Origin of the sequence: Aminobacter anthyllidis (assembly GCF_018555685.1) — a bacterium.
GTDB lineage: Bacteria > Pseudomonadota > Alphaproteobacteria > Rhizobiales > Rhizobiaceae > Aminobacter > Aminobacter anthyllidis.
The window spans coordinates 352,229-364,520 of sequence record NZ_JAFLWW010000003.1; the positions used below are offsets into that span (position 1 = coordinate 352,229).

The following is a 12,292-nucleotide window of genomic DNA, read 5'->3' on the forward strand; positions in this document are numbered from 1 at the left end:
TCAGGGACTTGGCCGGATTTCCGGACTCAATCCATGCGGATCGTCACGAACCGCAACTCGCCAGTCTTCGACGCGAGCATCAAAAGCGCATTCTTGCGGCCCTGTTCCTTGAGCGCGGCGATGCGGTCCATCACCTCTTTCGGCGTAGACACCGATTCCTGGGCGATCTCGGTGATCACCTCACCGGCGACGATGCCGCGCTCGGCGGCGGCCGAATCCTTGGCAACGGCGGTCACGACCGCACCTGACACCTCGGCTGCGATGCCAAACTTGGCGCGGGTGTCGGCATTGAGTTCGCCGATGGTCATGCCGAGCACGCTTGCGGCGGCAACCTCGGCACCCTTGTCGGCGTCTTCTTCCGGCTTGGCGGCTTCGCCTTCAGCCAGCTTCTCGCCGTCTTCGAGCCGCCCGAGCGTCACCTTGACGGTCTGCTCGACGCCCTTGCGCACGATCACCACGTCGACAGCCTTGCCCACCGGGCTTTCGGCGACGACCCGCGGCAGGTCACGCATCTCGACGACGTCCCTGCCGTCGAACTTGATCACCACGTCGCCGGGCAGGATCTGGCCCTTGTCGACCGGTCCGCCCTTGATGATGCCGGCGATCAGCGCGCCCTTGGCGGTGGCCATGCCTAAGCTCTCGGCGATGTCATCGGTCACCGGCTGGATGCGCACGCCGAGCCAGCCGCGGCGGGTTTCGCCGAACTCGGCCAGCTGGTTGACCACGCCAACCGCGATCTCCGCGGGGATCGAGAAGCCGATGCCGATCGAGCCGCCCGACGGCGAAATGATCGCCGTGTTGATGCCGATGACCTGGCCTTCCATGTTGAACAGCGGCCCGCCCGAATTGCCGCGGTTGATCGCGGCGTCGGTCTGGATGAAGTCGTCATAGGGGCCGGAATTGATGTCGCGGTTGCGCGCCGAGATGATGCCGACGGTCACCGTGCCGCCGAGGCCGAACGGGTTGCCGATCGCCATCACCCAGTCGCCGATGCGCATCTTGTCGGAATCGCCGAACTTCACCGCAGTCAGCTTCTTGGCCTTGGGGTCGACCTTCAAAACGGCAATGTCGGTCTTGGTGTCGGTGCCGACCAGTTCGGCCTTCAGCTTCGAGCCGTCGGAGAAATTCACCTCGATCTCGTCGGCGTCGGCAATGACATGGTTGTTGGTGACGACGATGCCCTTTTCGGCATCGACGACGAAGCCGGAGCCGAGCGACTGCACCTTCTGCGAGCCGCCATTGTCCTGGCCTTCGCGGTTCTTTTTGAAGAACTCGTCGAAGAAATCCTGGAACGGCGATCCCTCTGGAAGCTGCGGCATCGGGACAGCGTTCTCGTCCTCTCCGCCCCCACTGCCTTTGACGGTCTGCGATGTCGAGATATTGACGACGGCGCCGAGCAGGCCCTCGGCGAGGTTGGCGACCGACTCCGGTCCCTGCGCCAGGGCAGGCGTGACGAAGGACGGTGCGACCGCAGCGCCGATCATCAGCGCGGTGGTAGCGGCCAGAGAGGCCTTTCGCATGGCGCGCAAAAGGGGCGTGGAAATCATCAGGGAAGCCTCCCGGGGCTGTCATGGCATTGATCGCGCCGGGCCGTCCGAACGCGAAGCGTCATGATGGAAACAAATAAGGCCTGTTTGCGACCATTGCTACCGGCACGGAATAAATCGTCCGTTATCCCCGGATGAGCCAAACGATGCCGACACCGACGACGATGGCGGCGAGACCGACGGTCCGGAGCAGCGCCTCGGGCATTTCGGCCGCCTGCGCAGCCATCTTCTTGGCCGCGGAAGGAAAGCCGCCATAGACCAGGCCCTCGATGACGAGGACCAGGCCCATGGCGACGATGAAGTCCCGCACTGCTTAGTTGCTGGCGGCGGGAGCAGCAGCGCCGGCGGCAGGCGCCGGCGTTGCCTTGTTGGCGTCGGGGCTGCGGAAGTAGCGGAAGAATTCCGATTCCGGCGACAGCACCATTGTCGTGCCGTCGGCATTCAGCGCGGTGCCGTAGGCGCTCATCGACCGATAGAAGTCGAAGAACTCGGGATCGCGGTTGAACGCGTCGGCAAACACCGCGGAGCGCTGGGCTTCGCCTTCACCGCGCAGAATTTCCGATTCCTTCTGCGCCTCGGCGACGGTCTCGACCACTTCGCGATCGGCACGGGCGCGGATGCGCTGTGCCGCTTCGCGGCCGCGTGCCCTTAGCCTTTCGGCCTCGGCCAGACGTTCGGCCTTCATGCGGTCGAAGGTCTGCTGCGAAACCTCCTGGGTGAGATCCGTACGGCGGATGCGGACATCCTGGATCTCGAGGCCAAGCGATGTCGCGTCAGGCTGCAGCTGGTCGCGAACCTCGCGCATCATCGCCGCACGCTCTTCCGAGAGCGCCGATTCGAAGCCACGCACGCCGTAGACCCGGCGCAGGGCCGCGTCGAAGCGGGTGCGCAGGCGCTGTTCGGCCAGTTCCACGCTACCCGACACCGTCGAGCGGAACTTGCGCGCATCGTTGATGCGATAGGCGATGAAGGCGTCGACGTCGTAGAACTTGCCGCCCGAGACCTGGACGCGGATGTCGTCGAGGTCGAGCCGCATGACGCGGTCCTCGATGACCTGCACGTTGTCGGCCTCGAACATCGAGAACGGCGCCTTGAAGTAGATGCCGGGATCGGTCTTGACGTCGACGATCTCGCCGAAGCGCAGCACGATGGCCTGCTGGCGCTCGTTGACCACGAAGATCGACGACCAGATCAGAAACAGAATGATAGCGGCGAAGACGCCGATGATGGGAAGACGATTCGACATCAGTTGCCTCCCGCCGCCGGAGCGCGCTTCTGCAATTCAGGCAGCGGCAGATAGGGCACCACGCCCTGGCCGTTGCCCTGCTCGACGATCACCTTGCCGGAGCCCTGAAGCACCTTTTCCATCGTTTCGAGATAGAGGCGCTTGCGGGTCACTTCGGGCGCCTTGGCATACTCGTCGTAGACCGAAATGAAGCGCTGGGCCTCACCTTCGGCTTCCTGGACGACGCGGTTCTTGTAGGCTGCCGCGTCTTCGCGGACCTGGGCCGCTTCACCGCGCGCCTGGCCGAGCTTCTGGTTGGAATACTGGTTGGATTCCTCCACGAAGCGGTCTTCGTCCTGTTCGGCACGCTGCACTTCGTCGAACGCGTCGGCCACTTCACGTGGCGGGGCCGCGTCCTCGATCGAAATCGCGTTGACCGAAAGGCCCGCGCCATATTCGTCGAGCGTCACCTGGATGATATCGCGCACGCCGGCGGCAATGCCCTGGCGGTCATCGCGGAAGATGTCCTGCGCCGGCCGGCGTCCGACCACTTCGCGCATCGCGCTTTCGGCGATCTGGCGAACCATGATGTCGGGTTCGGAGACGTTGAACAGATAGGCCTGCGGGTTCGAGACCTGGTAGGCGACGGAGAATTTCACGTCGACGATGTTCTGGTCGCCCGAAAGCATCAGGCCCGACGACGTGTTGCCGCGCACTTCGCCGATGTCGACGAGCTTTTCAGCCGTGTTGACCTTCTCGACGGTTTCGATCGGCCACCAATGGAAATGCAGGCCCGGCTGCGACAATTCCTGCTTCGGCTTGCCGAAACGCAGTTCGACAGCGAGTTCGTCAGGCTGCACGGTATAGATCGCCTGGAACGCCCAGAATGCGATCAGGCCGGCACCGATAAGGCCGAACAGCATGGCACTCGAGCCGCCACCACCCGGAAGCGCGCGCTTGAGCTTGTCCTGGCCCCGGCGAATGATGTCCTCGAGATCGGGAGGCGAACCCTGCGGCCCGCTTGGACGCGGTCCCTGCCCCCAGGGGCCACCGCCGCCGCCATTGCCGCCGCCGCCGCCCCATGGGCCACCGCCGCCGCCTCCACTTTGATTGTTCCAGGGCATGAATGTCCTTTCAACTACGAAACTATGGCGGCCGCGCCTGAGACGGCCGCGCAATTACTGACACCATCTATAGGGATGCGAGCAAGCGCTTTCAACGCGATGGCCCGTAAGTGCCTCGGAATTCACTACATATGTATGAAAACCACACCCTCAAAGCACGGCGCGGCGCTTCTCGTAAACCACATAGCGTGTCGCATGGCTGTCTTTTTCGCCCGCGGGGAATTCGTCTGAGCGTGCGACGGCCCAGATATCCGGATCGATCGCGGGAAAGCGCGTGTCACCTTCGGGCGATGTCAGCACATGGGTGACATGCAGTCGGTCGGCCAGCGGCAGCGCCTGACGATAGATCTCGCCACCGCCGATCACGCAGATTTCACTGACGCCGGGCATGCAGCGGCCCTTGGCGGTGGCCAGAATGATGGCGTCTTCGACCGATTGCACCGTCTCGGCACCATCGATCCGGTAGTTTGGATCGCGGCTTACGACGATGTTGAGCCGGCCTGGCAGAGGTTTGCCAATGCTTTCATAGGTCTTGCGCCCCATGATGATCGGCTTGCCCATGGTGTCAGCCTTGAAGCGCTTGAGATCGCTCGACAGCTTCCATGGCAAGCCGTTGTCGCGCCCGATGACGCCGTTTTCGGCAATCGCCACGTAGATCGAAACATCCATCAGCCGCCGCTTCCTTTTCCCTCAACCTTCACCGTGGACGGTCCGGCCGCGTCACGTCCCTTCCGCGCTCCTCACACCGCGATCGGTGCGCGGATCGTGGCTTCGGCGACGTAGTTCTCAAGCCGGAAATCCTCGAAGCGGAAGGCAAACAGGTCCTTCACATCAGGATTGATCCACATCGTCGGCAGCGTCTTGGGCGTGCGCGTCAGCTGCTCGCCCGCCTGGTCGAAATGGTTGTGGTAGATATGCGCATCGCCGAGCGTATGAATGAAGTCGCCGGGCTTGAGGCCTGTCACCTGCGCCACCATCATCGTCAGCAACGCGTAGGAGGCGATGTTGAACGGCACGCCCAGGAAGATGTCAGCCGAGCGCTGGTAGAGCTGGCACGACAGTCTGCCGTCCGAGACATAAAACTGGAACAGGCAGTGGCATGGCGGCAGCGCCATGGCGTCCACTTCCTCGGGGTTCCATGCCGAGACGATCAGCCGGCGCGAATTCGGGTTCTTGCGGATCTGGTTCAACAGAATCGCGATCTGGTCGATCTCGCCGCCGTCGCGCGTCGGCCACGAGCGCCACTGCTTGCCATAGACCGGGCCAAGATCGCCGTTCTCGTCAGCCCACTCGTCCCATATCGTCACCCCATTGTCGTTGAGGTACTTGATGTTGGTGTCGCCGGCGAGAAACCACAAAAGCTCGTAGATGATCGACTTGAGGTGCAGCTTCTTGGTGGTGACAACAGGAAAGCCGTGCGCCAGGTCGAAGCGCAGCTGATGGCCAAACACCGAGCGCGTACCCGTGCCGGTGCGGTCGCCGCGATCGGTACCGTTTTCGAGGACGTGGCTGAGAAGGTCGAGATACTGGCGCATCGGTCGGGCTCGATTCGGGAGTTGCCCGATCATAGCTGACCAGTGCCGCCCGAGGCAACGAAGGCGCCCGTGCGTATCCAGTTCGGCGGACAAAAGACCCTCGCCAAACGGTCAACGCCGGGCTTTGAGGCCCGGCGCCGGCAAAATTGACAGCTATGAGGGCGCTGCTTAGAGCGCGCCCAGCTTTCCAAGCTCCTTGGCCACCAGATAATAGAAGGTGACGCGGTTCTTGGTATTGTCGGCCGACATCGCCTTGCAGACCTTCTCAATCGCACCGTCCGCCTTCTTCGCATCCTCGACGCCGAGCTTCTTGGCAATCCAGCCGGCTTTGACGCGGTCGAGTTCCTTGGGGTCGGTGCAAGAGACCAGTGAAGAATCGCGGTTCCTGAGCGCAATGCCCAGGTGCTTGACGATCTTGGTCACCACCTCTTCCTTGGCGCCGGCATCGTACTTCTTCACGTCTGCAAGATAGTCGGTCATGTGAAATTCCCCTCGTCGACGAATTGATCTCATCCCGTGGGGATTGCCGGCCTTGACCGGTTCTCGCGCAATGCAGGCACCCCAGCGGCCGAAGCTTCGGTTCGCGCAACGCGCGAGTCAACCCTGCGAGTTCGCGTGGTCTCATAAATCTGTTGCGAATGGCGGCTAAGACTTGCTGTTCCGACCTTTCCTTTTGCTCCCGGCCTCCTTATATCTGGAGCGTCAGCTTGTCTGACTATGGCGATAAACTGCCGATGAAATAAGCCATTCGGACCCGGGGGCGGTACCCGGCGCCTCCACCAAAAGCTGCCGTGCAGTCGAGCGACGGTTTTTGCTGGGGGCGAAATAGGATCGACGAGGGTGTAAAGATCGGACTTTTGCCCGGCATAGTACCACCGTTATCGGGCTAAACTTGTAGTTGCAAACGACAACTATGCGGAAGCACGTCTCGCAGCGTAAGCTGTGCGATAGCTTCAAATTAAGCCCTAGGGGTTCGCACTTCTAGGCGGGGTTCGGAGGTACCTGGCAACAGAAACCTCCACTTCTCTCCCAAATCCCCTTCACATTGTCATTGCCGGCCAACGCCGGTTTGCCGTTGCCAGGCTTCATCCCGGCACCGTCGGCTTGCCCATGGCCGGTCCCGTTCATTCGGAGACTTTCATGTCCAGAGATTCCAACCGCTTCTTCGTGCTCACCGGTGGTCCCGGTTCGGGCAAGACCACATTGATCGATAGGCTCGCCGCGGCCGGCTTCGCCACCTCCGTCGAGGCAGGCCGCGGCATCATCAGGGACCAGGTGGCGATTTCGGGCACCGCCCTGCCCTGGCACGACCGCGCGCTGTTCGCCGAATTGATGCTGGCATGGGAGATGCGCTCGCACGCGATCGCCGCGACAACGCCCGGCCCCGTATTCTTCGACCGGGGTGTTCCAGACGTCATCGGCTATCTCAGGCTCGTCGGCCTGCAGGTAGCAGCGCATGCAGAAAAGGCCGCCGAGGAATTCCGCTACAACTCCAAGGTGTTCGTGCTGCCGCATTGGCCCGAAATCTTCGCACGGGACAGCGAGCGCAAGCAGGACGATGACGAAGCGCGGCGCACCCATGCCAGCATGGTCGAAACCTACGCCGCCTGCGGCTATGAGCTTGTGGAGGTCCCCAAGGCCCCAGTCGAGGAACGGCTGGCCTTCGTGCTCGACAACGCCACCAGCGCCTGACCCGGCGAATCAGGCCGCGTTCGGCAGTTGCACCCCTTCGGCAAAGGTGCGGTTGCGGCCGGCGCGCTTGGCGGCATAGAGGATCTTGTCGGCGCGGCCGATGGCATCCCAAAGCCCTTCGCCGTCATGGAGTTCGGCAATGCCGAAGCTGCAGGTGACAGCGAAATCCGCCGGCAGCCCGTCAAAGCGCACGTCGACGATCGCGCGGCGCAGTCGTTCGGCCAACAAGAAGGCATCGCCCACCGGCGCGTCCTTCATCACGATGACGAATTCTTCGCCGCCGGTGCGTGCCACAATGTCACCCGCCCGCAGCTTTGACTTGATGATGCCGGCAAAGGTCTGAAGCACGGCATCGCCGGCAGCGTGGCCGAAGCGGTCGTTGATGCCCTTGAAGCGGTCGATGTCGCAGGCAACGATGGCGATCGGCTTGCGCTTGACCAGGGCAAGCAGGCGCGGCACCCGCATCTGCAGGCCACGACGGTTGAGCAGGCCCGTCAGCGGATCGCTGTCGCGTTCCGCCTTCAGCGCCAGGATCACGTCGGCGCTTGCCACCACCACCAGCGCAAGCCCCATCGCCACGCCCACAACCGACATGGTGAACTGTGCCCAGACCCAGAATTGGGATTCGAAGAACGCTTCGATATTGTCGGTGGGAACCGAACCGCCCGTGAGCATGGTCCGGGCAAAGAAGGTCAGCGCCAGACCAGACAGCAACCATAGCATCGCCCGGTCGATGACGCTGCCGCGCACCAGATGCCTGATCTTCCAGACGCCGCTCAGGAAGATGCAGCCCATGCCGAAATTAAGCACATAGACACGGACCTGCAGGTCGTTTTGAACGTAGTAGAAGGAGGCCAGCACCCCAACGATGCCGGCAAACCAGGCGGCATGCTCGACCAGCGGCATCGACTTGCCGGAGCGCGCAAGCACGCCCTCGACGAGAAGCAGCGGCCCGGCCGAATAGAGCGATGCCGTCACGATGGTGTTGTAGCCGATATCGGCCGGCCATAGCGTCAGCTGTGCGACGGTCGCCACACTGATCGTCAGGAAGGCCAGCGAAAACAGCAGCAAATGCTGACGCTGGCGCTCGAGCAGCCAGATGCAGAAAAACGTCGCTGCAAACAAAAGCAGCAAGGCAGAAGGGATGAACTGCAATTTCTTCGTTGGCCTCGGGCGTTGTCGCTCTACTTCAGGTGGTCCTGGGGAGACTTACCGGCCCATAGGTAAATAAGCCGATATCAAGACTATGCGAAAGCAGGCGAGGCATTGCACGCGAGGGGCACGATGGGGTGAACGCCTTATGAAACGGGGCCGGATAAAATGCCCGGCCCCGCCAGATTTCATTCCGCCGGCGCTTCGACGGCCACTTCACGCCTGCGGCCGAGCGTCACCTGCGCCAGCACGAAGGCGATGACGGCGGAAATGGTGATGCCGAAGACCATCGGCATCGGGGTGCCGTCGAAGAACAGGCCAGCCACCGCCATGGCTACAGCTCCGGTGGCGAAGTGCAGCGTGCCCATCAGCGCGGACGCAGTGCCAGCAATCTCGCCATGTTCTTCCATCGCCAGCACCGAGGTCGTCGGGATGACCAGGCCAAGGAAGCCGTAGCCGATGAACAGCAGCACCGCGAGCACGTCGAGCCTGTCGACGCCCGTGGCGAACACCGCCAGCAGAATGACCATCATCGTGGCGTAACCGACAACGGCGACCCGCACCACGCGCTGCAGCCCGAAGCGCTCGGTCAAAAGCCCCGTCAGCTGCGACATGCCGATGAAGGCCACCGCATTGATCGAGAAGAACACGCTGTAGACCGACGGCGACAAGCCGTAATGGTCGATCAGGATGAAGGACGAGTTGGCGAGGTAGACGAAGAAGCTGGCGATGCCGAAGCCGCCGATGAAGGTAAGGCCAAGGAAGTTGCGATCGCCGAGCAGGAAACGATAGCCGCTGAGCGCACTGCGCACCGAGCTTTCGGCGCGATGTTCGACGGGGCGGGTTTCCTTCAGCGACGTCGACAACAGCACTAGCGCAAGCACCGCGGCAGCGGTGACGACCCAGAACACGGCGCGCCAGCCAAAGCCCTCGATGACAAGCGAGCCGGTCAGCGGCGCCAGGATCGGAGAAACCGAAAACACCAGCATCAACAGCGACATCAGGCGCGCGGCCTCGGTGCCCGTATGCAGGTCACGCACGATGGCGCGCGGCACGACCATGCCCGCCGAAGCACCCAGGCCCTGGACGACGCGGAAGAAGATGAGCCATTCGATGTTGGGCGCGAGTGCCGCCCCCACGCCGCCGATGGCAAACAGCACAAGGCCGATATAGAGCGGCGCCTTGCGGCCGATCATGTCGGAGATCGGGCCGACGACGATCTGCGCCAGGCCCATGGCCAGGAAGAAGACGAGCAGGCTCATCTGCACGGCGGCAGTGCTGGCATTGAGGTCGGCACCGATCGTCGGCAGCGCGGGAAGATACATGTCGATCGCAAACGGGCCGATGGCCGACAAAAGGCCGAGCACGACCGCTACGCGGAGAAATTGGGGTGTCATGGCGTGATTCTTTCGGATCTGGTTTCCGCCGCGAAAACACGGCGACGTGTAATCCAAGGACGTTCGGCAAACCGAGATTCCGACTCCTCCCGAACCGGCTTCTCAGTGCAACGTCCATATTTTTAGACATACTTGTCCAAATCGTCAATCACCTGTATATAAAAATTCCATGACACCTGCCATCGCTCCTGACATCGCGGTTACCCGCAGCCACACTGCCAAGCGCCACTCGATCCTCGACGCCGCGGCTGGCGTTTTCTGTCGTGAAGGCTTCGCCGGCGCCAACATCGACCTCATCGCCGCGGAAGCCGGCGTGTCGCGCCAGACCGTCTACAATCATCACGGCGATAAGGAGAATCTGCTCGTCGCAGTGGTCCGGGAAATCACCGAACGCATCAACGCGGGCGTTTTCGAGACCCTTGCCACCTTCCCCGACAAGCCGGTCGACCTCGAGGCGGAGCTGGTCGAATTCGCCGTGCGGCTCAACCAGAACTGCATGTGCAACCGCGACGGCAAGTTCCTGCGCAAGCTGCTGCAGACCGAAGGCGAGCGCTATCCCGATTTGTTTGCCGGCTGGCGCGAACATGGCCCGGCCAAGACCTGGGCAGCCCTTGCCGCGCGTTTTGCCCGCCTCGCCCTTTCAGGCTGGCTCGACCTCGACGATCCCGACGTCGCCGCGCGCCAGTTCCTGGCACTCGTCAATGCCGACCTGCAGATGGCGATGATCTTCGGCGACACCGTCTCGGAAGAGCAGTTGCGTGCTGCCGCAACAAACGCCGTCCGCTGCTTCCTGCGCGCCTACGGCAAGCCCCGCCCGGCATAATTTCGCGCTGCATCGACATAGGTTTCCGCCTGCGACTGAAAGGCGAGTGTCGGTTGGAATCCCAATCCTCAAATACGGCATTATATCCGGTTTACGCCGGCCTCAAGCTTGATTACAGGTAGGAGGACGATTCAATCGGACCCGCATCTACATATGGCCGAAGACCAGATCCGCTACGACATTCTCGCCCAGGAGGCACTGCGTGGCGTCATGCGCAAGGTCCTGGCGGAAGTCGCGCGCACAGGCCTGCCGGGCAACCACCATTTCTTCATCACCTTCATGACCGGCGCGCCGGGCGTGCGTATCTCGTCGCGCCTGCATGAGCGTTATCCCGAGCAGATGACGATCGTCATCCAGTTCCAGTATTGGGACCTCAAGGTCACCGACACCGGCTTCGAGGTTGGCCTGTCCTTCTCGGACGTTCCCGAAAAGCTCGAAATCCCCTTCTCCGCCGTGCGCGGCTTCTATGACCCTTCGGTCAACTTCGAACTCGAATTCGAGGTCAAGGCCGAGGCCGTCGCCGCCCCCGAGGAGGTCTCCGCCAAGCCTGAGCCCATCGCGGTCGTCAAGCCTGCCGAGCGCAAGCCCGCACCGAAGAAAAAGGCCGGCACGACCGAGAAGGAAACCGTCGAAGAGCCCGCTCACGGCAAGGGCGCCGACGTCGTCTCGCTCGACGCTTTCCGCAAGAAGTAGCTCCGGGCGAGGTCGCATGGCCGACATCGTCAATCTCCGCCAGTTCAAGAAGCAGAAGGCGCGGACCGAGCGCGAAACGCTTGCCGATAGCAATCGCGCTTTACACGGCCGCACCAAGGCCGAGAAGCAGCGCGACCAGCTGACATCGGAGCGCGCCGACAAATTCGTCGATGGCCATCGCCTCGAGCGCGATCCCGAGAAATCCGACCGGTGAGCCTCGTCGAAAAGCGCTCGGTGACCATTCGCGGCCACCGCACCAGCTATTCGCTTGAAAAACCGTTCTACGACGACCTCGTCGCCATATCGGCTGCGCGTAACATCCCCCTTGCCGCTCTCGTCGCCGAAGTCGACGCGCAGCGCCCGCGCGAGGCAAACCTCTCCTCGGCGCTCAGGCTGTTCGTGCTGGAGCAGGCCAAGCGCGGCGCTTCAGCCAGCCCTCTCTGACGCCAACTCACACCCGTTGCCGGCAACGTTCCCGGCGTTGCAGCCTGCATTTTTCGTAATACACTTGTCGTTGACCGGGGTCATTAAACGTAATACATTTAATGAAGATCGTCTGGGACGAACCAAAGCGGCTGGCCAATCTTGCAAAGCACGGCTTCGACTTTGCCTTGCTTGATGACGATTTCTTCATGAGTGCAGTCGTGCAACCGGCAAAATCCAATCGGTTCAAGGCCATAGGCCGTTTTGCCGACGGTTCGATCGCCGTGATTTTTGCCAGGCTGGGAAACGAAGGCGTGTCGGTCATATCGATGCGCACAGCCAGCCCTGAGGAAAGGAAATCGCTCAAATGACTGGAAAGACGTTGCAGAAGAAATTTGAGCCCGGCCATGGCTACACCAAGAAAGATTGGGACGAAGTGTCCGACAATCCGGAATGGACGGCGGAAGAACTCCAGAGCGCAAAGCCATTCGCCGAGGTGTTTCCCGAGCTGGCCGAAAGCATTCGCCGTGCCCGCGGCCGCCCTGCGGTCGAAGCCCCGAAGCAGGTCGTCTCCATCCGCCTCGATCCCGATGTCATCGCCAAGTTCAAGGCCACCGGCAAAGGCTGGCAGAGCCGCATCAACGACATTCTGAAAAACGCCAAGGTCGGCTGAAACGACGA

Annotated in this window: 16 protein-coding genes and 1 other RNA gene; 8 read left to right on the top strand and 9 right to left on the bottom strand. The window is 62.2% G+C overall.

The window, feature by feature from the left end:
* Positions 1-26 precede the first annotated feature (26 nt).
* The 7 genes from J1C56_RS11360 to J1C56_RS11390 form a co-directional block, all read right to left on the bottom strand.
* Positions 27-1,547, bottom strand: a complete 1,521-nt coding sequence (locus J1C56_RS11360) for a DegQ family serine endoprotease (protein WP_214389080.1) — start codon at positions 1,545-1,547, stop codon at positions 27-29.
* Between the two features lie 124 nt (positions 1,548-1,671).
* A complete protein-coding gene (locus tag J1C56_RS11365) occupies positions 1,672-1,857 on the bottom strand; it encodes a DUF2065 domain-containing protein (RefSeq protein ID WP_214389082.1) in 186 nt (61 codons plus the stop codon).
* A 3-nt stretch (positions 1,858-1,860) separates the two neighbouring features.
* A complete protein-coding gene (gene hflC / locus J1C56_RS11370; RefSeq protein WP_214389084.1) occupies positions 1,861-2,793 on the bottom strand; it encodes a protease modulator HflC in 933 nt (310 codons plus the stop codon).
* Positions 2,793-3,896 carry an FtsH protease activity modulator HflK gene (gene hflK / locus J1C56_RS11375; protein WP_214389086.1) on the bottom strand — a complete coding sequence of 368 codons (1,104 nt, stop codon included), beginning with the start codon at positions 3,894-3,896 and terminating at the stop codon, positions 2,793-2,795. The genes hflC and hflK overlap by 1 nt, the downstream gene beginning before the upstream one ends.
* Positions 3,897-4,046: 150 nt before the next feature.
* Positions 4,047-4,565 carry a dihydrofolate reductase gene (locus tag J1C56_RS11380; protein ID WP_214389088.1) on the bottom strand — a complete coding sequence of 173 codons (519 nt, stop codon included), beginning with the start codon at positions 4,563-4,565 and terminating at the stop codon, positions 4,047-4,049.
* 71 nt (positions 4,566-4,636) lie between these two features.
* Positions 4,637-5,431, bottom strand: coding sequence for a thymidylate synthase (locus tag J1C56_RS11385; RefSeq protein WP_214389090.1), 795 nt, complete (start codon positions 5,429-5,431; stop codon positions 4,637-4,639).
* 168 nt (positions 5,432-5,599) lie between these two features.
* The gene (locus J1C56_RS11390) at positions 5,600-5,911 is read right to left on the bottom strand and encodes a DUF2853 family protein (RefSeq protein ID WP_214389092.1); all 312 of its coding nucleotides are present in this window, start codon (positions 5,909-5,911) and stop codon (positions 5,600-5,602) included.
* Between the two features lie 182 nt (positions 5,912-6,093).
* Between J1C56_RS11390 and ssrA the strand changes: the two genes are divergently transcribed.
* Both ssrA and J1C56_RS11400 read left to right on the top strand, forming a co-directional pair.
* Positions 6,094-6,454: a transfer-messenger RNA gene (gene ssrA / locus J1C56_RS11395) on the top strand.
* A gap of 117 nt (positions 6,455-6,571) precedes the next feature.
* On the top strand, positions 6,572-7,123 hold the full coding sequence (locus tag J1C56_RS11400) for an AAA family ATPase (protein ID WP_214389094.1): 552 nt from the start codon (positions 6,572-6,574) through the stop codon (positions 7,121-7,123).
* A 9-nt stretch (positions 7,124-7,132) separates the two neighbouring features.
* Here J1C56_RS11400 and J1C56_RS11405 read toward each other — a convergent pair whose 3' ends face one another.
* Positions 7,133-8,278, bottom strand: coding sequence for a GGDEF domain-containing protein (locus tag J1C56_RS11405; protein ID WP_214389096.1), 1,146 nt, complete (start codon positions 8,276-8,278; stop codon positions 7,133-7,135).
* Positions 8,279-8,463: 185 nt separating this feature from the next.
* A complete protein-coding gene (locus J1C56_RS11410) occupies positions 8,464-9,672 on the bottom strand; it encodes a multidrug effflux MFS transporter (RefSeq protein WP_214389098.1) in 1,209 nt (402 codons plus the stop codon).
* A gap of 169 nt (positions 9,673-9,841) precedes the next feature.
* Between J1C56_RS11410 and J1C56_RS11415 the strand changes: the two genes are divergently transcribed.
* From J1C56_RS11415 to J1C56_RS11440, 6 genes are all read left to right on the top strand, one after another.
* Positions 9,842-10,495, top strand: coding sequence for a TetR/AcrR family transcriptional regulator (locus tag J1C56_RS11415; RefSeq protein ID WP_214389100.1), 654 nt, complete (start codon positions 9,842-9,844; stop codon positions 10,493-10,495).
* Between the two features lie 153 nt (positions 10,496-10,648).
* Entirely contained in the window at positions 10,649-11,188 is a 540-nt protein-coding gene (locus J1C56_RS11420) for an SspB family protein (RefSeq protein ID WP_214389102.1), read from the top strand.
* Between the two features lie 16 nt (positions 11,189-11,204).
* Positions 11,205-11,402 carry a DUF4169 family protein gene (locus J1C56_RS11425; protein ID WP_214389104.1) on the top strand — a complete coding sequence of 66 codons (198 nt, stop codon included), beginning with the start codon at positions 11,205-11,207 and terminating at the stop codon, positions 11,400-11,402.
* Positions 11,399-11,632, top strand: coding sequence for a ribbon-helix-helix domain-containing protein (locus J1C56_RS11430; protein WP_214389106.1), 234 nt, complete (start codon positions 11,399-11,401; stop codon positions 11,630-11,632). Before J1C56_RS11425 ends, J1C56_RS11430 begins: the two co-directional genes overlap by 4 nt.
* Before the next feature lie 101 nt (positions 11,633-11,733).
* The gene (locus tag J1C56_RS11435) at positions 11,734-11,982 is read left to right on the top strand and encodes a BrnT family toxin (protein ID WP_214389108.1); all 249 of its coding nucleotides are present in this window, start codon (positions 11,734-11,736) and stop codon (positions 11,980-11,982) included.
* Positions 11,979-12,284 carry a BrnA antitoxin family protein gene (locus J1C56_RS11440; protein ID WP_214389117.1) on the top strand — a complete coding sequence of 102 codons (306 nt, stop codon included), beginning with the start codon at positions 11,979-11,981 and terminating at the stop codon, positions 12,282-12,284. The genes J1C56_RS11435 and J1C56_RS11440 overlap by 4 nt, the downstream gene beginning before the upstream one ends.
* Positions 12,285-12,292 lie beyond the last annotated feature (8 nt).

Coding starts and splice junctions, on each gene's coding strand:
- J1C56_RS11410 (WP_214389098.1), bottom strand. CDS start 9,672: ATGACACCCCAATTTCTCCGCGTAGCGGTCGTGCTCGGCCTTTTGTCG.
- hflK (WP_214389086.1), bottom strand. CDS start 3,896: ATGCCCTGGAACAATCAAAGTGGAGGCGGCGGCGGTGGCCCATGGGGC.
- J1C56_RS11385 (WP_214389090.1), bottom strand. CDS start 5,431: ATGCGCCAGTATCTCGACCTTCTCAGCCACGTCCTCGAAAACGGTACC.
- J1C56_RS11400 (WP_214389094.1), top strand. CDS start 6,572: ATGTCCAGAGATTCCAACCGCTTCTTCGTGCTCACCGGTGGTCCCGGT.
- J1C56_RS11360 (WP_214389080.1), bottom strand. CDS start 1,547: ATGATTTCCACGCCCCTTTTGCGCGCCATGCGAAAGGCCTCTCTGGCC.
- J1C56_RS11420 (WP_214389102.1), top strand. CDS start 10,649: ATGGCCGAAGACCAGATCCGCTACGACATTCTCGCCCAGGAGGCACTG.
- J1C56_RS11435 (WP_214389108.1), top strand. CDS start 11,734: ATGAAGATCGTCTGGGACGAACCAAAGCGGCTGGCCAATCTTGCAAAG.
- J1C56_RS11440 (WP_214389117.1), top strand. CDS start 11,979: ATGACTGGAAAGACGTTGCAGAAGAAATTTGAGCCCGGCCATGGCTAC.
- J1C56_RS11425 (WP_214389104.1), top strand. CDS start 11,205: ATGGCCGACATCGTCAATCTCCGCCAGTTCAAGAAGCAGAAGGCGCGG.
- J1C56_RS11380 (WP_214389088.1), bottom strand. CDS start 4,565: ATGGATGTTTCGATCTACGTGGCGATTGCCGAAAACGGCGTCATCGGG.
- J1C56_RS11415 (WP_214389100.1), top strand. CDS start 9,842: ATGACACCTGCCATCGCTCCTGACATCGCGGTTACCCGCAGCCACACT.
- J1C56_RS11390 (WP_214389092.1), bottom strand. CDS start 5,911: ATGACCGACTATCTTGCAGACGTGAAGAAGTACGATGCCGGCGCCAAG.
- hflC (WP_214389084.1), bottom strand. CDS start 2,793: ATGTCGAATCGTCTTCCCATCATCGGCGTCTTCGCCGCTATCATTCTG.